Genomic DNA, 20,924 nt, shown 5'->3' on the forward strand with positions numbered 1-20,924 from the left:
CAAAAAGTATGTTTGGAGGTCGGGTGGCTTTGGCCTGCTCACAATTAGCTGGAGAAAACAGTTGTAGATGCAAAAAGCAAAGAAGCTAAGTCACTACACGCGACTTAACTCCTTTGAAAGTTTAGGAATGATCTTTATTTATGCTTGGATGTCCTCACGCCATGTTACATGTCTACTTCTTGTACAGCTTCGATGGCTGTTAACCAGCGTGCTGTTGGAATTGGTTCGAATACAGCTCATAATAATGTCCCCGCTGCGCAAGCAGCTCCTCATGGGTCCCTCGCTCGGCGATCTCGCCGCCGTGGATGACCAGGATGCAGCTTGCTTCGCGGATCGTGCTAAGGCGGTGGGCGATCACGAAGCTTGTTCGCCCCTGCATGAGACGGGCCATCGCTTCCTGGATGGCCGCTTCCGTGCGCGTGTCGACGCTGCTGGTCGCCTCGTCGAGCACAAGAATCGCGGGATTCGCGAGAATCGCCCGCGCGATCGTGAGCAGCTGCCGCTGGCCTTGACTCAGATTGCCGCCTTCGGCGGTCAGCCTGGAGTCATAGCCCTTCGGCAGCTTGCGGATGAAGCCGTCCGCGTTCGCCAGGCGCGCGGCCGCTTCTACTTCTTCGTCCGTCGCACCCAGACGGCCGAAGCGTATGTTCTCGCGGATTGTATCCGAGAACAGGTATACGTCCTGCAGCACGATGCCGAGCTTGCTGCGCAGGTTTTCTTTGTCCAGCTGGCGAATGTCGCAGCCGTCGATGGTAATGCTGCCCTGATCAATGTCGTAGAAGCGGGTGAGCAGGTTAATGATCGTGGTCTTGCCGGCGCCTGTAGGCCCTACAAGCGCTATGGTTTCACCGGGCTTCGCCGTAAAGGAGATGCCGCTTAGGGTAGCAAGCCCGTGGCTGTAGCTGAAGGACACGTCCCGGAAGACAACCTCGCCCTTGACCTCGGCGAGCTGCTTGCTGCCGCTGTCCGCGTCCTGCTCCGTTTTCGTATCCATAATCTCGAAGACCCGCTCGGCACCTGCAATGCCTGCTTGAATCATGTTGTACTGATTGGCCAGATCGTTAATCGGGCGGCCAAACTGTTTGGAGTAATTCAGGAAGCTGACGACGATGCCGACCATCGTCCAGCCCTGCAGCACCATCCAACCGCCGATCGCGGCAAGGAGGATGAAGCTGAAATGATTGATCATATTCATGCTCGGCCCCATGAGCCCTGATAAATTCTGTGCGGTTGTGCCGGCCTTCTTGAGCCGAAGGTTGATTTCTTGCAGCCGCTCTATGGAGGCGGCCTCGCGCCGGAACGTTTTGACCACCTTTTGACCGGAAATGGTCTCTTCAATTAAGCCGTTCAGCTCGCCCAATTGCTGCTGCTGTTCTTTGAAAAGCCGCTGTGTCCGCTTCGTTATTTGCTTCGTCGTCAACAGCACAGTCGGAACAGTCAGCAGGCTGATCAAGGTCAGCCAGACGTTCAAGGTCAGCATCATGGTCAACGAGCCAATAATGGTAATGGCGCTTGTCAGGACCTGTGTAAGATTTTGACTGAGTGTTGTAGCTACGTTCTCTACGTCGTTCGTTGTCCGGCTCATTAATTCGCCGTGCGTAGTCTGGTCAAAAAATCGGATAGGCAGCTTCTGTAAATGTGCAAATAAATCGCGGCGCAGCTCCCATACGGTCCGTTGGGAAATTCCTGCCATGATATAGGCTTGCAGCCATGACATGACTCCGCTGCTTACATAGACGGCAAGAAGCAGCAGGCAAAGGCCGATCAGCCCGTTGTAGTCGCGCGGGATGATGTAAACGTCGATGGCCCGGCCGATGAAGTATGGACCTAGCAGGGCAAGCCCGCTGCTGAGCACGGTGATGACCAGCACGCTCACTAGGCTGGCGCGCTGCCTTTTCAGGTAGTGCCATAGCCTGCGGACGGCTGCTCCAGCATCTTTGGCACGCGGTTTTTTGGGCTTGCTTGCGGCTGGCGCTTGCTTCGCAGTTGTAGCTGGATCAGGCTCTTGTATCGCTATTTTTGCTGTATCAAGCTCTCGGTTGTGGTTATTGTTGTTCATGTTCATGTTCAAGTTTATATTTATGTTCATGTTCTTGTTCTTGTTGTTCTTGTTGTTCTTGTTGTTGTTGTTGTTGTTGTTGTTGTTGTTGTTGTTGTTGTTGTTGTTGTTGTTGTTGTTGTTGTTGTTGTTGTTGTTTTCCCCGTCACTAGCCATGCGCAGCCGTCTCCTTTCCCTGCTGAGATTGGTAGATGTCTTGGTAAATCCGACTGCTTGCCAGAAGCTCTTCATGTGTGCCTTGTGCAGCGATTCGTCCTTGATCCAGCACGAGAATTTGATCGGCGCTCATGACAGAGGAGATGCGCTGCGCGATGACGATGCAGGTGCTAGTCTTCATAAGCGACTGGAGAGATCGCTGAATGCGTCTCTCCGTGCTCAGGTCGATAGCGCTAGTGCTGTCATCCAGCACCAGAATGGAAGGTTTGAGCAGCAGCGTGCGGGCGATGGATAGACGCTGCTTTTGCCCACCGGAGAGATTAACCCCGCGTTGACCCAATCGGGCCTCGTAGCCCTCGGGCAAACGGCAGATAAACTCATGCGCCTCTGCTGCCAGCGCAGCCGCTTCCACCTCGGTTTGGGATGCCCCAGGATTCCCGAAGCGAATATTGTCCCCGATGGTGCCGGTGAACAGAATGGATTGCTGCAGCACGATGCCGATTTTGCTTCGGAGTGTATGCACAGGCATCTCACGTATATCCGTACCATCTATGAGAATGCGTCCCTTCGTTACTTCGTACAAACGGGGGAGCAGGCTAACGAGTGTCGACTTACCGGCGCCTGTAGCACCTAATATTCCAATGGTTTGCCCCGGCAGCGCGGTAAAGCTGATATTTTCCAAAACAGTTTGATCCGGTGACGAATCGTAAGCAAAGGAAACCTGCTCAAAGTCAATTCGGCCTGATGGAAGGATGGAGACATCCTCCCTGCTGTTGTACAAGGCCTGAGCATCATGAGAGATGGTTAGTCCCCCTTGTAAGGTGCTAGTATTCGCAGTAATATTTCCTGCCTCTTTTTCGTCGCCTCTGGCACTTCCCTCAGCGGAAAGCCGCTCATACAGATCCGGCTCGGTTTCGAGCACTTCGCATATGCGGTCTGCAGAAACTTTGGCGCGGGAGATATTCATCCAGGTGTTGCTAATGGAAACAAGAGAAAATAGCACTTGCGTGATATAAATCAAAAAAGCAGCCAGATCGCCGATGGCCATACTGCCCTTCCAGGCCTGCCCTGCGCCGAACCAAATAACGGCTACAACGCTTGCGTTGAGGATCAATGTCATAAGCGGTGTGTTGGTAGCGAAAATCCGAGCCGCTTTCAGTCCTGTTTCCAAATAGTCCGAGTTCGCTTTGCCAAAGCGTTTCTGCTCGAAGGCACTTCGAACGAAAGCTTTAATGACTCTCATTCCGGCTGTATTCTCCTGCAGAACGGTATTTACTTTATCCAGCCGACCTTGCAGCGTGCGGAAAAGCGGTGCTGTTCGGCGCATCAGTGTGATTAGAATGAACAGTTGAACCGGAATGACGATGGCTAATATGGAGGAAAGTCGCGGGCTGATCATAACGGCCATGATGATGCTGCCTGTTAATAAAGAAGTTTCGCGCACGCATTGGCGCAGCAGCATTTGCAGCAGATTGAGCATCTGCACGACGTCTCCCGTTAAGCGGGTGATGAGCGAGCCGGTTTGAAACAAATCCATTTGGCGGAATGAGAAGGATTGAACCTTGGTATATAAGGCAATACGCAAGTCAGCTCCGAAGCTCTGAGAGGCTTTACTGGAGAAAATGGTGCAGCCTACGCCGCCCACAAGGCCGATGAGTGCGACCTCGATCATGTGAATGCCGGTTGACCAAACCAGCTGAATATTTCCTTGAACGACTCCATGGTTCACGATTATGGCCATGAGTCTAGGCTGGGATAAGTCCATACAGACCTCTAAGATCATCATCAAGGGAGCAAGGAGAGCGGGAATCAAATAGGGTTTAACAAAAGAACGCAGTCTCCACATCGATGTGTAACCTCCATTTTAGTTTGCTAGCTAATCAATTTGAAGCGTCCGGTTTTTGCAAATTCTCGTGAATTTGCAGGAGAAATCTGCGCAGCAGCAGCTTCTCTTCCGGCAGAAAGTGCTCAAAGCATTTCTCATCCGCTTCAAGGATAGCCTTTTTTACGGCTTCCGTAGCCAGACGCCCTTTATCGGTCACATACACCCGAGATACGCGTTGATCGTTCGGGTCGGTCCGGCGTTCAACAATTCCTGCCTTTTCCATACGGTCCACCATCACCGTTAGCGTTGCGGGAGTGACGTGAATGCGCGCAGCCAGCTCGCTCTGGCTCTGTCCGTCCTGCTCCGACAAACGCAGCAGCAGTGGCGGCTGGCCGGGATGCACATCGTAGGGTTGAATCTGTTTATCCACGGTCTGCCGATGCAGTTTAACGGCATGCTTCATGAGGTGAATAAGGGAATCGTGACGATTCATCAAGGAACACTCCTTTTATTTAGTTAGCTAACTAAAAGAGTAGTGGGTAAGGAATTGGTTGTCAATGGGAAAATGGCAGATGAGGCATTACCTGTGACAGTATGATACAATAAGGAACAAATGTTCTAGAACGGAGAAGAGTTGTGATGTCCGATATCGTGAAGCTGTCCGTGCGCTCTTTGGTCGAATATGTGTTTCGAAGCGGAAGTATAGAATCCGGCTTCAGGACGAACACGGCTCTGACGGAGGGCACGAAGGCGCACCAGAAGATACAGAAGCAGTACGGCGAGCAGGATCAAAAAGAAGTCTACGTATCCGCCGAGGTCGTCATAGACTCTATGGTTTTCATCGTCGACGGGCGTTGTGACGGCTTGCTATGGGACGGGGAAATATTCACGATAGATGAAATCAAGTCGACGTCAGGAGATCTTGATCAGATGGAGCGGGAAGGGGCCCCTGTTCACTGGGCGCAGGCTACCTTTTATGCGTACATGTATGCCAAGGAGCAAAGGCTAGACCGCATGCGAATTCAATTAACCTATGTACAGGTGAACGCTGATGCGCGAAAACAGTTTGTCAGGGAAGCATCGTTTGCAGAGCTGGAGCAGTTCGTACATGAGGTGACCGCGAGATTCGCCCCCTATGCAGAGGCAAGAAGGAAGCATGAACAGCAGCGGAATGAGAGCATCAAGCGACTGGCCTTTCCGTTCCCTTCTTATCGCGAGGGTCAGCGTAAATTTGCAGGAGCTGTCTATCAATCCATTGTAAGCGGACATAAGCTGTTTGCGAAAGCGCCTACCGGAATCGGCAAAACGATTTCAACGATTTTCCCGTCTGTCAAAGCGATTGGCGAAGGGCATCTGCAGAGGATGTTCTACCTAACGGCCAAGACAATTACCCGTACTGCGGCTGAAGAGGCCTTCTCCCTATTGCTGGATCAGGGGCTTGTGCTGCAGGCCGTTACGATTACGGCGAAAGAAAAGGTGTGTTTGAAAGATGAGATGCGCTGCTCCAAGGAGCATTGCGAATATGCCGACGGCTACTACGACAGGATTAATGAAGCCGTGCTCCATCTGCTGCAAAATGAAACCCTAATCTCCAGGCAAGTGCTGGAGCAGTATGCGCGTAAGCATCGGGTATGCCCGTTCGAATTCTCGCTCGATGCTGCCTACGCAGCGGACGCTGTCATCTGTGATTATAATTACATCTTTGATCCGAAGGTGAACCTGAAGCGTTTGTTTGATGAGCAGAAAAAGATGACGGTGCTGCTCATTGATGAAGCGCACAACATGGTGGACCGCGCCAGGGAGATGTATTCCGCTGAGCTGAATAAATCAGATATTTTGGCCGTACAGCGCGAGTTTAAAGGTGTACATACAGCTGTATACCGCGCTGCCAAGGATTTGAATGATGGCTTTATCGCGCTTCGCAAGCAGGTTGGGCAGCGGGGCATGCTCGTGGAGGACATGCTGCCAGGGGCTCTGCTTGAGCTTGTAGAGGCCTTTGTTGAAGCGGGGGAGCAAGAACTCACAGCTTCACGTTCAGGTGAGACAAGTCTACTACTGCTCGAGGCCTATTTTGCCGCTCAAAATTTCACGCGCATCGCCAAGCTTTACGACGAGCGTTATGTTACGTTTACGGAATGCCTCAGGAGTGAAGTGCGGATAAAGCTCATGTGTCTGGATCCTTCCCATTTGCTGAAGCAAATGGGGAAGGGGTATCGATCCCATGTGTTCTTTTCCGCTACGTTAACTCCGCTATCTTACTTTATGGATACGCTTGGGGGCGGCGAGGAGGATTACTCCGTCTCGGTGCCGTCTCCGTTTCACAAGGAGCAGCTTGATGTGCTGATACAGCCATTGTCTACCAGGTATCAAGACAGGGAGAGGAGCTTCGTACCGATTGCTGATTGCATTCGGAAGCTGACGGTGGAGCGGCCAGGTAACTACCTGGTATTCTTCCCCTCCTATGAATACATGAATCGTGTTTATGAGGCCTATGCGGAACAGACGGAAGGTGTTTCTGAGTTGCGGGCAAAGGGAAAAGTGGAAGCAGGGGCTGAAACAGGGACAAAAGCTGGAGCAGAAGCAGAAACAGGAGCAGAAACAGAAACAGTAGCAGAAACAGAAACAGAAACAGAAACAGGGGCAGTAGCAGTAGCAGAAGTAGAAACAGGAGCAAAAGCAAAAGCAGAGGCAGAAGCAGAAGCAGAAGCAGAAGCAGAAGCAGAAGCAGAAGCAGAAGCTGCTACAGAGTCAGGCGGACAGCCAAGAACACTGGTTCAACAGATGGCGATGTCGGAGGAAGAACGCGAGCAATTTTTGAATGCCTTTCAGGCAGGGGCTGAGCACTCTTTGATAGGATTTGCTGTGATGGGGGGCATCTTTTCGGAAGGAATCGATCTTGTGGGAGACCGATTGACCGGCGTTGTTGTTGTAGGTGTGGGGCTTCCACAACTGGGGCCGGAGCGCAACATCCTGAAGGACTACATGTCCCGGCAGGGCAAAAATGGCTACGACTACGCGTATGTCTACCCCGGTATGAACAAAGTCCTGCAGGCCGGCGGACGCCTAATCCGTTCCGAAACGGATCGCGGCACCTTGCTGCTCATCGACGACCGCTACTTGCAGCCGCAGTATCAGCGCCTACTCCCGGAGGAGTGGCGTGAATACAGCGTGCTGCGTTGAGCGGCAATGAAGACTATTTCCACTCCAACAGCTCGATCCGATTGCCGAAAGGATCATCGATATAAAAGCGATCTGCTCCTTCGAGCGCGTCATCGTCTTTGACAGGAACGCCCTGCTGTTCCAAATGATTCCGAAGCGCAGCAAGGTTTTGTACTTCCAAGGCAGGGTGAGCTTTAGTCGCAGGTGTGAAATCGGCCTGTACGCCGATGTGCAGCTGGTGCTTCCCGCATTGAAACCAGACGCCTCCGCGGGCTTGGAGTTTGGCAGGCTTAGGGATCTCGGGCATACCGAGAATACCGCCCCAAAAGCACGAGCCTTTTCCTCGCAGCCTGCAGGTGCAGCTAATTGAATATGGTCGATACCGGCGAATTGGTAGCTCATGGAGAATTCCTCCTATTACACGTTGTTTCATTTGATGAAACCAAGTTTCATAATTTTATTTTACACCAAAATTGAAGGATATGCCAGCTGTTCCTGTCCGTTATAATCTCCGCGGCCAAGTAAAGCGGTTTTCTATCTTCCATGCTATCACGTATACTAGTATAAAAAACTCTTGGCAGGGTGTGTGAACATGTCTCCACGAACAAAGAAACAAAACGAATCTATTCGAGAGCAGCGGAAGCAGGAGATTCTGCAAGCTGCGATTTACGTATATGTATTAAAGGGCTACTCGGCCACGACGTTGAGTGACGTTGCGGACCAAGCGGGTCTTGCACATGGACTGGTCTATTATTATTTTAAAAATAAAAAGATGCTATTTCGTGAGTTGTATGAAAACATGATGGACAGGTCTCTTTCGTACACGACAACATATTTTGAACGAGATGCACCAGTGCTCGAAAAATTCGAAGATTATGCTTTCCTCATCTGCGAGCGTATTATCGAGGATCCTCTGACTCAGCGTTTCTATATGAGAATTAGTCTGGACTTACATCACTTATACGAGCCTGAGGAATTATCGCCGTTCGAATGGATGAAGAACTTTATGAAGCCGATGGCACAAGCCATTGAAAGTGGCATTCATCAAGGTATGATCCGACAGGGGGACGCCTATCTTTTGGCCATGCAATTTTGGGGAGCTGTTTCCCAAGGCTTGAGTTATTTAGATCAACGACTTCAGGAGCTAACCTCCATAGGGTTAACGGAGATAGAAATTAAAGAGGAAATAGGTGAGAAAATCCGGCAAATTGCCCTGTCGTCAGTTGCTATTTTTAAACTGGGGTAATTTCCCTATTTTATTATTGACTGAGAACTCAATCAAAAATATAATGTAGGCAAGGAGCGTGATATTTTGCCAACTATTTACAAAGAAATTTTAATTGATGCAAGGCCCGAGCAAGTATGGGATGCAGTTCGCGACGTAGGTGCTGTCCATCGTCGGCTTGTTCCCGGTTATACCGAGGATACCCTAATGAACGGTTATGAAAGAACACTTCTCCTGCCAAAAGGCGGTAAGGTTCGCGAGCTCATCGTCTCTATGGATGAAAAAGAACGTCGAATGGCCTATGCTGTCATCGAGGGTGGCATGCCGTTATTGCATCATCACGCTTCCTTTCAGGTTACCCCACATGGTAATACATGCTCCAAGCTCTTATGGATCACTGATTTTCTTCCGGAAGATTTTTATACCGAGATACAAGCGCGCGTAAATCGAGGGGCGGAGGTCATGAAAGCGACCATCGAAGCTGAGGTTAATGGAGGGATTCAATGAAAATTCTGGTCGTTGCGGCTCATCCGAATATCGAGCAATCACGAGTAAATCAGCGCTGGTTGCTGGAATTGAGAGGACATTCTGATAAAATTACGGTTCATGAACTATATAAACGGTATCCTAATTTCGTAATTAACACGGAGGCTGAGCAAGAGCTTATTGCCAAGCATGACCGAATCGTATTGCAATTTCCCATCCAGTGGTACAGCACACCGGCGCTGCTCAAACAATGGCTCGATGATGTGTTTACAACGGCTTGGTTGTTCCGTACTGGTGGCAAGGCTGTTGCGGGAAAAGAGTTCGTACTTGCCATGTCGATTGGAGGCGATGAATCGGCCTACCAGTCAGGAGGCTTAATTGGATATACAATTAGTGAACTGATCCGGCCCCTGCAGGTCTTTTCCAATCAGGTTGGCATGACGTTCCTGCCGCCATATCCATTTTATGGTGCGGTCAAGGCGGCGGATGGTCAAATTGAACATAGCGCCACCTCTTATGTGAGCCACATTACTTCTCCTGATCTCGATCCTATCAAAGTCCGAAATCGCATGCTGAGCGAAATGAGCAAGATCCAATAACAAGGTCTTCAGTCGAGGCTGTTACGCCGCCACTGGTCACCACATGACCGTCCCGAACTACGCGAGCACAATCTCTATGAGGGTTTTTACTCCAGAATTGAGCATCTTGCAGCTAGTTGTTCAGACCTTTCCACCAACTCAAAAAGCCCGCTTAACTCCTTCCTAGTGGAAGCAGGTAAGCAGGCTTGCTTTTTAATAGCATTCCTTACAAAGACATGCGGTAAATATTCACGACATCCTCACGTGTCAGTTTTTTGAAGTTCCCAAAATCACCGTACACCATGGCTTTATCGGCCATCGTTTCGATCGTGGAGTCATCGATGTCGTAGTCGGCCAAGCGGCTCGGTGCACCGATCGAAGTAAAGAACTGACGCAGCGCGGCGATGCCTTCTTCCGCTATCTGACGATCGGACTTGCCGCTCTCCTCAATACCGAACACGCGCACCGCGAATTGTTTGAAACGGGCAACATGGGCATCCAGTGTATAGGTCATCCAGTTCGGGAACAAAATGGCCAGACCGCCGCCATGCGGGATATCATGCACAGCCGATACGGCATGCTCCAGATTGTGCGTAGCCCAATCGCCGCGAATGCCCATGCTGAGCACACCGTTCAGCGCCATCGTGCCGCAGTAGAGAATGGTCGCCCGGGCATCGTAGTCTTCAAGATTCGCGACAAGCTTAGGCGCTGTATCGATGACGGTGCGGAGAATCGTTTCGCAGAATCCGTCCTGCACCGGCGTGTTTTCGCCATGGTGAAAATATTGCTCAAAGACGTGGGACATGATGTCTACCATGCCATACACGGTTTGATTGGCGGGTAGGGACTGCGTATGCACCGGGTCTAGAATTGAGAATTTAGGGAAGGCATAAGGACTACCCCAACCCAGCTTTTCTTTTGTCTCCCAGTTAGTAATAACAGAACCGGAATTCATCTCCGAGCCCGTGGCTGCAATGGTGAGCACCGTACCCAGGGGCAGTGCGCCTGTAGCTGCGGCTTTGCGGGTGACGATATCCCAGAAATCCCCATCATATTTAGCTCCTACAGCGATAGCTTTCGCGCAGTCGATCACGCTGCCGCCGCCTACGGCCAAGATCAGATCGATCTGATGACCGCGGCACAGATCCACGCCTTTATGAACCGTTGTAAGACGCGGATTCGGCTCTACGCCGCTAAGCTCCACAAGCGTTGCTCCCACCTCATCAAGCAGCCTCAAGACACGGTCGTAAATGCCATTTTGCTTGATGCTGCCTCCGCCATATACGAGCAGCACGTTCTTGCCGTATTTAGGCACTTCCTTTGTTAGCTGGGATAGCTGATCCTGTCCAAAGTAAAGTGTCGTTGGATTATGAAAAGTAAAGTTGTTCATGCGTCGGTTCCTCCCAACTGAATTTGGCTTTACCTTATCCATTGTAGCTAACTTGGAGGTGAAAGCAAAATCAGGCGGAAAGGCGCATCCCCCAATTGAATCTAACCCACTTACACTCAATGACACTAGTTCTCAACTACGCTAGGACCGTACAAACTGCGCATATAACGAGTTTTCTGGAATAGCCCGAGTGAGCCTATCCATATGTCCTAGAAACGTTTGCAAGATGGTTCGGCCCTCCCAGCCCTCCGGCAGCAGCTCCTCCGGCAGCATAGGGTCAGCCAAATAAAGCTCACTGATGACCTCTCCCAAGTGAAGATAGCAGACGAAGAGCTCCAAGAGCTGATCACTGTGCCGAAGCGCTGCGTCCATTCTGGGTTCAAACTCCTGATGGAACCAGCTCCGTTTGTCCTGATAGATACCGGCTACTTGCTCCAGTCCCCATAGTGATACCGCGTCGTTAGGTGTAAGAGATTTGCCTTGAATCGTTCCCTGAAATTGAGTGACTCGGCCATGCAGTTCATACTTTTCGATAAGCTGAGTAATTTCCTGGCTGTAAGACCATGGAGCAATGTAGACGCTGTTATACAGGAGGCCGAAGCCTGTTTGTAAAATGTCTGCGCGGAACTGGTCGCGTTTTTTACGTTCGCTTTCCGGAATTTCGAGCATGACCAAATGCCAGTTTCCATCCCAAGTCCGGGAATACAGCAGGGGCTTTTGATTAATGGAATAAATAAAGGCTCGGCCGCTTTCGGTGATTTGGTAGCTCGAGCGGGACGGACTGACCGCATACCCCTCTTTCTTGAGTCGGGATAAGCCATTGCGGATATACGCGGCTGAATAGCCACGATGTTCATAAATGCGAATAAGCTCCTGGGACTCCATACCTGTGGAGCGCGAGAGCAAAAATAACAGCTGTTTTTCGATGGATAACAAAATAACCTCACGTCCTTATTGACATAGGTAAATTTTACATATAACATAAATATCAACGATCGTTGTTATATTGATTATAAATTAAAAACTGTTCTTTGTTTTATTTTAGCGCAAAAATAAGCGGAGCGGTAAAAAAATGATTGGGAGTGGGAACAATGGGGAAAACATTTCGTACACGTACATGGTTGGTAACAGGAATTTTATTGGCGCTGAGTATCGCACCGGCCGCTGTTTCAGCAGAGGAGACCGCTGCAGTGGTTAAAAAAGATGTCATGAGCAACGTGAGCAACTATTTACGCTGGAATACGCCGGTTACGATTAAAGTTGGGCAGACTGAGCTTCCTACAAAAGGCTTGATGAAAAATACAGAAATCTTGGTTCCTTTCCGAGAAGCGGTGGAAGCCGGAGGCGGTAAAGTGACTTGGGATGACAAGGACCAGACTGTGCATGCTGTGATGGGAAGTAAGGAGGTCAGCCAGCAGCTGGGGGATACGAAGGTTGTAGTGAACGGAAGCAGCTATGTGCTGGACCATGAATCCGAGCTGGTAGACGGTGTGCTGATGGTATCGGAGCGGGTTCTGCCTCTGGCCATTGACGCTTCGCTTCACTGGGATTCAGCTGCCCGCACGCTGACAGCATCTTCCGAACAAAGCGAAGGCGGCCTTCAAGTACAGAGCTCTGCGTTCCAAAAGTATGGGAATATCCCTGTGAAATATGCTCACGGCGGTGTGCCTGGAGGACAAAATATCAGCTTGCCGGTCAGCTGGAGCCATGCGCCGGAGGGGACGAAATCTTTTGCCGTGGTGATGTACGACCTGCATCCAATCGCGGACAATTTCATCCATTGGAGCGTGTTGAATCTTCCTGCTGATACGAAGGAGCTTGCAGAGGGAGCAGCAGGGTCGATCAAAGACGGAGTCGAATTGAACAGCTACTTTGGTATGGAGCCTCCAGCCTATTCGGGCGATCATCTTTACCGCTTGGTCGTCTATGCGCTGGATACCGAGAAGCTGGATGTTGAGGGTGCGCCGGTGTTCTTTGAAGAGCTGGAGCCTCAGTTGGCTGCTCATGCGCTGGGCTTCGCGGAGTACGACGGATTTTTCAAGCAATAAGATTAGCAGAGTCGCGTTGTAAAAGAACACAACCTATATTTCCAATAATCCTTGTCGGAATTAAAATCGTGTTGTATAATGCTGTTTAATTGAATAAGGACCTTCGGGGCAGGGTGAAATTCCCGACCGGCGGTAATGGTTCACCGTTTGAACCTGAGCCCGCGACTCGCTTGATGCTTTGAGGCAAAAGCGACTGACTTGGTGTAATTCCAAGGCCGACGGTACAGTCCGGATGGGAGAAGGTCAATAACAGACAGGGAGACCCGCGTTTTTGTAAAAAAATGCAGGGGCTCCGGTCTGTTTGTGTATGCCCCGTTATCTGATCGTTTAGGTGACGGGGCGTCTTCTTTCGAAGTGTCCTATTCAACCCACATTACAAGGCTTTTCCGATTCGAATTCGGATAGCCGCAGGAGGTCGTTGAATATGGAAAAAAGTTTGGCCATGGGGGCCGCTGTGACCGGTGAACGGACACACACGGCTGCTAACACAAGGAGAGGGATATGGCTGGTAGCGGCTGGTGCTGCGTTATGGGGGATCGATCCGCTGTTCCGCATCCTGCTGCTGAAGTACTTTACTTCTTCGCAAATCGTGCTTTTCGAGCATTTGCTGCTGATGATCTACGCGCTGCCTGTGCTGTGGCTGCACCGCAGCGAGCTGAAGGGCCTCCGCGCTAGCCATCTGGGCGCGCTGCTCTTTATTTCATGGGGCGGCTCGGCGCTCGCCACCATTCTGTTTACATCGGCATTCGCCCATGGCGATCCGAATGCCGTCCTGCTGCTTCAGAAGCTGCAGCCGCTCTTCGCTATCCTTATGGCGCGCCTCTTGCTGAAAGAGTCGCTGCCTGCCAAGTTCCCGCTGCTGCTGCTCATGGCGCTAGCGGGAACCTACCTGCTGACCTTCGGCTTAGGCAGCCCGGTCAGCAGCTTGTCCGGCATGGCCGCGGTCGGCGGCCTGCTGTCGATCGGAGCCGCTGCCCTGTGGGGCGGCTCCACAGTGATGGGCCGACTGCTGCTGGGCAAGATGCAGTTCGAGACCGTGACTGCGCTGCGCTTTGCCTGCGCACTCCCGCTGCTGTTCGCCCTGACTTCGGTGGGCGGAAGTGACCTGCAGCCCTTGGTCGGCGCCCATGACTGGCTTGCCGTAGGGGGCAACCTCCTGCTGCAGGCATTTCTGCCAGGGCTGCTGAGCCTGCTCTTGTACTATCGCGGCCTGTCTGGAACGAAGGCCTCGTATGCTACGCTAGCGGAGCTCTTCTTCCCGGCCATTGGATTAATCATCAACTGGCTGGTCTTCCACCAACCAGTTACAGTGGCTCAGTTGGTCGGGTTTGTGCTCATTTGGGTGATGCTGATTCAGCTGTCCAGACAGCGGTGAGCTTGAGTTTCTTCTATAGAAGAGAACGAATACGAATTTGAAGGCTCTGCTATGTGCGGAGCCTTTTTGAATTTTTTTACGGTTGTCAGTTACAAGCGGAACGTCTGCGGTAAGAGCCTCATATCTATAACTTCTTCCTTGTGCTCAGAAGTATCGATTAAGACAAGGGCAGTCATAAGTATGCCTGAAACTGAAACCCGCGCGTACCAAATAAGACGACCACAAACCCTTACCTATTGACGCCAAGCATAAACCCATTTATTGTGGTAAAAAATGGGTATTTTTACAAGGGGGACTTGGATGTACGGTGTAATAGCTAGACTGTTGATCTTGACGGCAATGCTGTCACTTGTAAGCTGCAGCCATAAAGCGGAGCAGCCAGCTGCAGCTGCAGCCTCTGCGCAGGCTTCTGTAACGGAAGAAGCGAAGCTCATGCAGCCTGGAGTCCATTCAGTGACATTTTTCAGTAAGTCCTTGCAGCAGGAGATGAGGATGAACGTTTACCTGCCTCCGGGTTATACAGCAGAATCACAGGAGCGCTATCCCGTCTTGTATCTGCTTCATGGCTATACAGGTAACGAGCAGGGCTGGCTGCCGGGGCTTGGCACGGATCAAGCGGCTGATGCTCTGATCGGTTCTGGAGAGATTGTTCCACTAATTATTGTCTCCCCGCAAATCAATAACAGCTACGGAATCAATACTGCGGATACGACGAGAAGAGCTTGTTCCAGCTGTATGGATGAGGGCAGGTATGAGGATTATTTGTACCAGGATGTCATTGGCTACATCGACAGCCATTATCCGACTTTAGCGGACCGGAAGAATAGGTTTATCGGCGGTTTATCCATGGGCGGTTTCGCGAGCTTGCATCTGGCCTTCGGACACCCGGAGCTATTCAGCAAAGTGGGTGGACATAGTCCGGCCGTTTGGCTGGACACGTTTGTGAATGCGGGCGGCTTGAAAGCCTGGCTATATCCGAATGAGACGCTTAGGATGGAGCGGGATCCGATTGCTTTAGCCCAAACGAAAGATTTGCAGGGAATGCGAGTGTATCTGGATTGCGGTGACGAGGATAGCTACCGGTTTTATGAAGGGACGGAAGTGCTCTACAAGCTGTTACTTAGCCGCGGAGTTACTGCGGAGTACCATTTGCAGGCCGGAAAGCATGATGGTGATTATTGGTCCGCTCATGTGAAGGATTATTTGCTCTTCTACGCCGGGATATCTGAGAGCTCATCTGGAGGGTGATGGAAGGGAACGCTGTTTATATTCCGTTTATATAGGTCTCTTATACTCCTAGTATCAAGTACGAATTGCGGTCCACGCTATATGGGTACAAATCGGACCATGATAAAGGAGAAGAGGCCTTATGAGGGATCATCATAGAAACACAAGTAACACTGTGAAAAGCACTGACTGGCGCGCCTTTCTGCATTTAATCCGGCAATCCGAACCGCCGAAGCTCATCCTGGGCATCGCGCTGGCACTGAGTATCATTTCTACTTTAGTGGGGCTTGTGATCCCGCTGTTTACGAAGAATGTGGTGGATAGCTTCACCATCAGCTCGCTCAGCACAGGCAAAATTGTGGGCATGGCGGGCGCATTCGTGGCGCAAGCGATCGCTTCGGGTATTTCCGTCTATTTGCTGAACTATGCCGGGCACCATATCGTGGCGGGGATTCGGGATCGGCTGTGGAAAAAGCTGCTCGTCCTGCCAGTTTCCTTCTACGATCAGAACAAAACAGGGGATACGGTCAGCCGAATGACCAATGATACCTCTGTCATTAAAGGTCTTATCACCGAGCATATGACGGGATTTGTCACCGGCATCATTTCGATTATTGGCTCTATTGCTGTGCTTATGTATATGGACTGGAAAATGACCTTGATTATGTTCAGCGTCTTTCCGATCGCGTTTTTGATTCTGTTTCCGCTAGGCAGACAGATGTATAAAGTATCGAAGGGTATGCAAGGGGAAACGGCGAGCTTCACCTCGACGCTAACCCGCGTTTTATCCGAGATTCGCTTGGTCAAAGCCGCTAACGCGGAACCGGTGGAGTATAAGGAAGGCAGCTTAGGGATCCGGAGTTTGTTCCGTTTTGGACTGAAGGAAGGCAAAATTCAGGCGATGATGGCGCCCTTGATCTCCTTCGTGATGCTGATGCTGTTGGTGGTTCTGTTTGGGTACGGCGGCATGCGCGTGTCCTCGGGGGCCATTACAGCGGGGCAGCTAGTTGCGTTCATGCTGTATTTGTTCCAGATCGTCATGCCGATTACGCAAATTACGCAGTTTTTTAATCAAGCGCAGAAGGCGATGGGCGCAACAGAAACAATTCTTGACGTGCTGGATCATCAGGAAGAGGATCCATATACCGGCGATACCGTTACGAATGCGGCTCAGCCGATCCTCCTCGAGAACGTAATCTTCGGCTACAAACAGGAAGAACCCGTGCTGAAGGGTGTCAGCTTCACCATGGATGCCGGCAAAGTGACGGCCATTGTGGGGCCAAGCGGAAGCGGTAAGACCACTTTGTTCGCGCTGCTTGAGCGCTTCTATTCTCCGCAAGCCGGAAGCATCCGGTTAGGCTCCGATTCGGTGGAACGATTTTCTTTGGAGTCTTGGAGAAGTCAGATCGGGTATGTCTCTCAGGAGAGTCCGCTGATCTCCGGCACCATCCGAGATAATATCTGTTACGGCATGCAGCGGGAAGTGACGCCGGAGGAGCTTGAGCGTGCAGCTCGGATGGCTTACGCCGATGTATTCATTCAGGAGCTTGCGGATGGCTATGACACGCAGGTCGGGGAACGCGGCATCAAGCTATCGGGCGGGCAGCGGCAACGCATTGCCATTGCCAGAGCGCTGTTGCGAGATCCGAAGATCCTCATGCTGGATGAAGCCACATCAAGCCTCGACAGCAAGTCCGAGATCGTTGTGCAGCAGGCGCTCAACAATCTGATGCAAGGCCGCACCACGCTGGTCATTGCGCATCGGCTGTCCACCGTTGTGGACGCAGACCAAATCATTTTTCTCGAAAAAGGCCGCATCACCGGCAGCGGAACCCATGAGCAGCTGCTGGACCATCATGAGCTGTACCGGGAATTTGCTGAGCAGCAGCTTCAGCACCAAGCTAGTTCCGCTGCACATTAATGAATCACGCTTCACGCCCTTGTAGGGGCGGGGATTGGGCGCTTCGCACCTATTTTTAGGGCGGGGCGTTTTTTTGCGTTTTGAGTGTTGAATGAGACGTAAGTTGTAGATTGATCGTTCAACTATCGTCTCCCATAGTTAGCGTAACGCAATACAGAGGAAATTTTTCGATCATGGTTACAATTATCGAACAACTATTTTTTGTGAATTTATTAAATTGTTTGAATTATAATTCATTAGTGGGATTCTGGGGAATATCGATCTTTTATTAATTGTTGGTCTATTCATAAAGTAATTGCTCATCTTGAAGGATTACCAGCAGTGCTGTTGGAGGAACCAGTAAAAAACGTTTTCCCTTCGCTTCTGCACACCTTGGAACATATTAACACAGCAGACCAGCTCTGGTTATCTCGTATTAGCTCGAGTTTATTTCCAGGGTCTGGGAAGTAGCAGTTTTTCGCGCTAAACTATGCACTAGGTACTGATTGATAGCCCTTGTTCATGAGTGAGAATGTTGATAAGCTTACCAAACGGGTCGCGGACATAGAATCGTCTAACTCCCCAAGGCTCATCGACAGGCCCATATTCTATAGGAAAACCAGATCTCTTCATGCTTTCTAATGTAGCATCGACATCATCCACTTCAATCGATAGATCAGGCGTAGGCGTTTCTGATCCACCCTGTGAGGCGAAACTTATTTGAATGCTCATCTCCTCGTTTAAACCATAAGTTCTAATCCAACCATGATCCATCATTAAATTAAGACCGAGTACATCCTGGTAGAAGCATTTAGCTGCCGTGATGTCCTTCGTATTTATATTGGCGACGATTCGTTTGACCTTCATTTCAAACCTCCTAGACTTAAACAGATTGTTCTTCAATATAGAATACATTATATAACAATTAATTCTTCTTTGACTTTAGAATCCACGGTTACTCCGTTAACCTGCCAGTTAGTTTAACACCGAATCTTCCAATCCAGAACTTTGCATTCCTAGTCCACAACTTAACTTTCACCAGACAATGAAACTGTTGAAAAGGTCACGTGAAAGGCAAACTAGCTTCTCGCTTCGCAAATGCCTCCTACTTTTCCAACAAACAAACCTAGCCGCAGGCTGACTTTTCATACAAGGAACAATGAAGTGCGCGTCGAATACAGGTATCAACTATTTTCCGGGAAATATCCGGTTGAAGAGGAGGCCATTTCATGATGGATAAAGTCAAATGGGGCATTATCGGGTGCGGTGACGTAACAGAGGTAAAAAGCGGTCCGGCGCTGCAAAAAGCAGACGGCTCCGAGCTCGTGGCCGTGATGAGACGCAGTGGAGATTTAGCCGAAGACTATGCACGCCGACATGGCGTGCCCAAATGGTATGATCAGGCGGAAGAGCTGATCCATGACCCGGATGTAACGGCAGTCTATATCGCTACGCCTCCAGCTTTTCATCGCGACTATACGTTGATGGCGGCCCGTGCGGGCAAGCCGGTTTATGTAGAGAAGCCGATGGCTCGTAATTACAGCGAATGCGTGGAAATGATAGAGGCTTGCGAAGCCGCCGGCGTTCCGCTCTATGTAGCCTACTACCGCAGAGGGCTGGCGCGCTTTCAAGAAATCAAACGTATGCTGGACAGCGGCGTGATCGGCCATGTACGCTTCGTTCGGACCATGCAGCTGCAGACCCTAAGACCTTGGGATGGCGAAGCGCTGCCTTGGCGGGTCCAGCCGGAGCTGTCCGGAGGGGGGTTATTTGTCGATTTGGCCAGTCATACGCTGGATATATGGGATTACCTGCTCGGTCCGATCGAAGAAGCGGCAGGATTTGCGCTAAACCAGGCAGGTCAGCATAAGGCGGAGGATCTTGTTTCAGGTACATATCGATTTGCCTCCGGTATTACCGGTATGGGGACATGGTGCTTTCAAGCCTACGCAAGGATCGACGAGAATGAAATCATAGGCAGTGAGGGCAAAATTACCTTCTCCACCTTCGGTGAAGACATCCGGGTCGAACGGAGTAATGGAGAGGTGCAGCAGTTCACGATTGCCAACCCTCCGCATATTCAGCAGCCCTTGATTCAGCTCATTGTAAATGAACTAAGGGGAATGGGACAAAGCCCGAGCACAGGCATCAGCGCTGCCCGAACGAATCGAGTGATGGATGCTTTCTTACAGTCCTTTTATAGATAAAAAGAATTGACGGAAACGTGTCAGGCAATTAAACTATGGTTAATTATAACTAGGCAGCAGCTTGGCTAATTTTCGATTTTTGTCGACCCATACGCATTTGCTTTGACGAGCGAAAGCGTTAAAGAGTTTGTGCGTTCCATCTTTGCAAGGTAAGGGTATATTTTGAAAAGAGGGGTAAGAGTATGATGAAGAAAAAAGCATTAGTTTCCTTGGTATTATCGGCAGCGCTCATGGCGGTAGCGGGCTGCGGACAGAAGGCTGACAGCGGCAATCAAGCGGCAGGAGGCGCAAGCACAACGCCTGCGGCAACAGCTGCGGCGACGAAAACGTATAAAATCGCAATTTCCCAAATTGTAGAGCATCCATCTTTGGACGCTACGCGTGACGGCTTCCTGGCAGCACTGAAAGATGCAGGCATTGAGGAAGGTAAGAACCTGAAGGTCGATTACAACAATGCGCAGGGTGACCAAGCGAATAACCTGTCCATCGCTCAAAAGCTGGCTTCAGCTGACAACGATTTGGTACTCGGTATCGCTACTCCTTCGGCGCTTTCCGTTGTACAGCAAGTGAAGAAGACTCCGGTGCTGTTCGCAGCTGTAACAGATCCTCTTGCAGCTAAAATTGTCAGCAACCTCGACAAGCCGGGCGGCAATGTATCTGGTGCTTCCGATACGAATCCTGCAGCCGTTCAACAGCTGATGGATTTCGTAGCGGGCAACTTTCCGAATGTGAAAACAGTCGGTGTTGTTATTAATGAAGGCGAACCAAACGCCGTGATTATGGCCAAAAATGCAGAAGATGCGCTGGCGAAGCACAACATCAAGCTGGTTAAAGCGCCTGTTACCAACACATCCGAAGTGAAGCAGGCAGCTGAATCTCTGGTAGGTAAAGCTGATGCGTTCTTCATCACGCTGGATAACACGGTAGTAAGCGGCGTGGATGCGATCCTGCAGGTTGCTAACGAAAAGCATATACCTTTCTTCTCCAGTGACCGAGATACGGTAGAAAAAGGCGCGTTCGCGACTGTCGGCTTCAAATATTATGATCATGGCTACCAAGTTGGACAAATGGCCGTTGATATTTTGAAAAACGGTAAAAATGTCGGCGATCTGAAAGTATCCGTTCCGGATAAGCTGGATTTGATTTTGAACCTCAAAGCGGCTAAGGCACAAGGTATCGAAGTAACCGATGCCATGAAAAAAGCAGTGAAAGACCAAGAAAAGAACATTATTCAGTAATTGAATCGGAAACAGGGGTGAGCGGCTCTTCGTTCACTCCTTTTCATTACT

General features: G+C 50.5%; 16 protein-coding genes, 1 pseudogene and 1 riboswitch. Of the genes and pseudogenes, 10 read left to right on the forward strand and 7 right to left on the reverse strand.

Translation table 11 applies throughout. The features are described 5' to 3' along the window. Nucleotides 1-199 precede the first annotated feature (199 nt). Genes L0M14_RS28830 through L0M14_RS28840 form a run of 3 tightly spaced genes read right to left on the reverse strand, consistent with a single transcriptional unit; the run spans nucleotide 200 to nucleotide 4,533 of the window. Nucleotides 200-2,215, reverse strand: a complete 2,016-nt coding sequence (locus tag L0M14_RS28830; RefSeq protein WP_235119830.1) for an ABC transporter ATP-binding protein — start codon at nucleotides 2,213-2,215, stop codon at nucleotides 200-202. After that, nucleotides 2,208-4,061 carry an ABC transporter ATP-binding protein gene (locus L0M14_RS28835; RefSeq protein WP_235119831.1) on the reverse strand — a complete coding sequence of 618 codons (1,854 nt, stop codon included), beginning with the start codon at nucleotides 4,059-4,061 and terminating at the stop codon, nucleotides 2,208-2,210. Before L0M14_RS28835 ends, L0M14_RS28830 begins: the two co-directional genes overlap by 8 nt. 34 nt (nucleotides 4,062-4,095) lie before the next feature. After that, on the reverse strand, nucleotides 4,096-4,533 hold the full coding sequence (locus tag L0M14_RS28840; protein ID WP_235119832.1) for a MarR family winged helix-turn-helix transcriptional regulator: 438 nt from the start codon (nucleotides 4,531-4,533) through the stop codon (nucleotides 4,096-4,098). Between the two features lie 146 nt (nucleotides 4,534-4,679). On the opposite strand from L0M14_RS28840, the gene L0M14_RS28845 reads away from it, so the two are divergent. After that, entirely contained in the window at nucleotides 4,680-7,220 is a 2,541-nt protein-coding gene (locus tag L0M14_RS28845) for an ATP-dependent DNA helicase (protein ID WP_235119833.1), read from the forward strand. A gap of 13 nt (nucleotides 7,221-7,233) precedes the next feature. Here the strand turns inward: L0M14_RS28845 and L0M14_RS28850 are convergent. After that, nucleotides 7,234-7,601: pseudogene (locus L0M14_RS28850) on the reverse strand (VOC family protein). A 190-nt stretch (nucleotides 7,602-7,791) separates the two neighbouring features. Here L0M14_RS28850 and L0M14_RS28855 point away from each other — a divergent pair. The 3 genes from L0M14_RS28855 (at nucleotide 7,792) to L0M14_RS28865 (ending at nucleotide 9,509) form a co-directional block, all read left to right on the forward strand. After that, nucleotides 7,792-8,445, forward strand: a complete 654-nt coding sequence (locus L0M14_RS28855; RefSeq protein WP_235119834.1) for a TetR/AcrR family transcriptional regulator — start codon at nucleotides 7,792-7,794, stop codon at nucleotides 8,443-8,445. 66 nt (nucleotides 8,446-8,511) lie between these two features. Next, on the forward strand, nucleotides 8,512-8,931 hold the full coding sequence (locus tag L0M14_RS28860; protein WP_235119835.1) for an SRPBCC family protein: 420 nt from the start codon (nucleotides 8,512-8,514) through the stop codon (nucleotides 8,929-8,931). After that, entirely contained in the window at nucleotides 8,928-9,509 is a 582-nt protein-coding gene (locus L0M14_RS28865; RefSeq protein WP_235119836.1) for an NAD(P)H-dependent oxidoreductase, read from the forward strand. The genes L0M14_RS28860 and L0M14_RS28865 overlap by 4 nt, the downstream gene beginning before the upstream one ends. A 205-nt stretch (nucleotides 9,510-9,714) precedes the next feature. On the opposite strand, the gene L0M14_RS28870 is transcribed toward L0M14_RS28865, so the two are convergent. Together L0M14_RS28870 and L0M14_RS28875 are read right to left on the reverse strand one after the other, a co-directional pair. Then, nucleotides 9,715-10,878, reverse strand: a complete 1,164-nt coding sequence (locus tag L0M14_RS28870) for an iron-containing alcohol dehydrogenase (protein ID WP_235119837.1) — start codon at nucleotides 10,876-10,878, stop codon at nucleotides 9,715-9,717. Nucleotides 10,879-11,019: 141 nt separating this feature from the next. Beyond that, a complete protein-coding gene (locus tag L0M14_RS28875; protein WP_235119838.1) occupies nucleotides 11,020-11,814 on the reverse strand; it encodes a PaaX family transcriptional regulator C-terminal domain-containing protein in 795 nt (264 codons plus the stop codon). A 155-nt stretch (nucleotides 11,815-11,969) separates the two neighbouring features. On the opposite strand from L0M14_RS28875, the gene L0M14_RS28880 reads away from it, so the two are divergent. The 4 genes from L0M14_RS28880 to L0M14_RS28895 all read left to right on the forward strand — a co-directional run bounded on the left by L0M14_RS28880 (nucleotide 11,970) and on the right by L0M14_RS28895 (nucleotide 17,449). Further along, the gene (locus L0M14_RS28880) at nucleotides 11,970-12,926 is read left to right on the forward strand and encodes a YbhB/YbcL family Raf kinase inhibitor-like protein (RefSeq protein ID WP_235119839.1); all 957 of its coding nucleotides are present in this window, start codon (nucleotides 11,970-11,972) and stop codon (nucleotides 12,924-12,926) included. Nucleotides 12,927-13,021: 95 nt separating this feature from the next. Next, a riboswitch (FMN riboswitch) is annotated at nucleotides 13,022-13,174 on the forward strand. A 176-nt stretch (nucleotides 13,175-13,350) separates the two neighbouring features. Further along, nucleotides 13,351-14,301 carry a DMT family transporter gene (locus tag L0M14_RS28885; protein ID WP_235119840.1) on the forward strand — a complete coding sequence of 317 codons (951 nt, stop codon included), beginning with the start codon at nucleotides 13,351-13,353 and terminating at the stop codon, nucleotides 14,299-14,301. Between the two features lie 300 nt (nucleotides 14,302-14,601). Further along, entirely contained in the window at nucleotides 14,602-15,549 is a 948-nt protein-coding gene (locus L0M14_RS28890) for an alpha/beta hydrolase (RefSeq protein WP_235119841.1), read from the forward strand. A gap of 121 nt (nucleotides 15,550-15,670) precedes the next feature. Next, nucleotides 15,671-17,449, forward strand: a complete 1,779-nt coding sequence (locus L0M14_RS28895) for an ABC transporter ATP-binding protein (protein WP_235119842.1) — start codon at nucleotides 15,671-15,673, stop codon at nucleotides 17,447-17,449. A gap of 474 nt (nucleotides 17,450-17,923) precedes the next feature. On the opposite strand, the gene L0M14_RS28900 is transcribed toward L0M14_RS28895, so the two are convergent. After that, complete coding sequence (locus tag L0M14_RS28900) at nucleotides 17,924-18,295, reverse strand: VOC family protein (RefSeq protein ID WP_235119843.1); 372 nt, start codon at nucleotides 18,293-18,295, stop codon at nucleotides 17,924-17,926. A 362-nt stretch (nucleotides 18,296-18,657) separates the two neighbouring features. Between L0M14_RS28900 and L0M14_RS28905 the strand changes: the two genes are divergently transcribed. Both L0M14_RS28905 and L0M14_RS28910 read left to right on the forward strand, forming a co-directional pair. After that, entirely contained in the window at nucleotides 18,658-19,635 is a 978-nt protein-coding gene (locus L0M14_RS28905) for a Gfo/Idh/MocA family protein (protein WP_235119844.1), read from the forward strand. Nucleotides 19,636-19,820: 185 nt separating this feature from the next. Then, on the forward strand, nucleotides 19,821-20,873 hold the full coding sequence (locus L0M14_RS28910; protein ID WP_235123064.1) for an ABC transporter substrate-binding protein: 1,053 nt from the start codon (nucleotides 19,821-19,823) through the stop codon (nucleotides 20,871-20,873). Nucleotides 20,874-20,924 lie beyond the last annotated feature (51 nt).

The organism is Paenibacillus hexagrammi, from assembly GCF_021513275.1.
Taxonomy (GTDB): domain Bacteria; phylum Bacillota; class Bacilli; order Paenibacillales; family NBRC-103111; genus Paenibacillus_E; species Paenibacillus_E hexagrammi.

What these genes read in the sequence shown, in the direction of transcription:
- L0M14_RS28830 (WP_235119830.1), bottom strand. Translation starts at nt 2,215, where the DNA reads ATGGCTAGTGACGGGGAAAACAACAACAACAACAACAACAACAACAAC.
- L0M14_RS28835 (WP_235119831.1), bottom strand. Translation starts at nt 4,061, where the DNA reads ATGTGGAGACTGCGTTCTTTTGTTAAACCCTATTTGATTCCCGCTCTC.
- L0M14_RS28840 (WP_235119832.1), bottom strand. Translation starts at nt 4,533, where the DNA reads ATGAATCGTCACGATTCCCTTATTCACCTCATGAAGCATGCCGTTAAA.
- L0M14_RS28845 (WP_235119833.1), top strand. Translation starts at nt 4,680, where the DNA reads ATGTCCGATATCGTGAAGCTGTCCGTGCGCTCTTTGGTCGAATATGTG.
- L0M14_RS28855 (WP_235119834.1), top strand. Translation starts at nt 7,792, where the DNA reads ATGTCTCCACGAACAAAGAAACAAAACGAATCTATTCGAGAGCAGCGG.
- L0M14_RS28865 (WP_235119836.1), top strand. Translation starts at nt 8,928, where the DNA reads ATGAAAATTCTGGTCGTTGCGGCTCATCCGAATATCGAGCAATCACGA.
- L0M14_RS28870 (WP_235119837.1), bottom strand. Translation starts at nt 10,878, where the DNA reads ATGAACAACTTTACTTTTCATAATCCAACGACACTTTACTTTGGACAG.
- L0M14_RS28880 (WP_235119839.1), top strand. Translation starts at nt 11,970, where the DNA reads ATGGGGAAAACATTTCGTACACGTACATGGTTGGTAACAGGAATTTTA.
- L0M14_RS28885 (WP_235119840.1), top strand. Translation starts at nt 13,351, where the DNA reads ATGGAAAAAAGTTTGGCCATGGGGGCCGCTGTGACCGGTGAACGGACA.
- L0M14_RS28890 (WP_235119841.1), top strand. Translation starts at nt 14,602, where the DNA reads ATGTACGGTGTAATAGCTAGACTGTTGATCTTGACGGCAATGCTGTCA.
- L0M14_RS28895 (WP_235119842.1), top strand. Translation starts at nt 15,671, where the DNA reads ATGAGGGATCATCATAGAAACACAAGTAACACTGTGAAAAGCACTGAC.
- L0M14_RS28900 (WP_235119843.1), bottom strand. Translation starts at nt 18,295, where the DNA reads ATGAAGGTCAAACGAATCGTCGCCAATATAAATACGAAGGACATCACG.
- L0M14_RS28905 (WP_235119844.1), top strand. Translation starts at nt 18,658, where the DNA reads ATGATGGATAAAGTCAAATGGGGCATTATCGGGTGCGGTGACGTAACA.
- L0M14_RS28910 (WP_235123064.1), top strand. Translation starts at nt 19,821, where the DNA reads ATGAAGAAAAAAGCATTAGTTTCCTTGGTATTATCGGCAGCGCTCATG.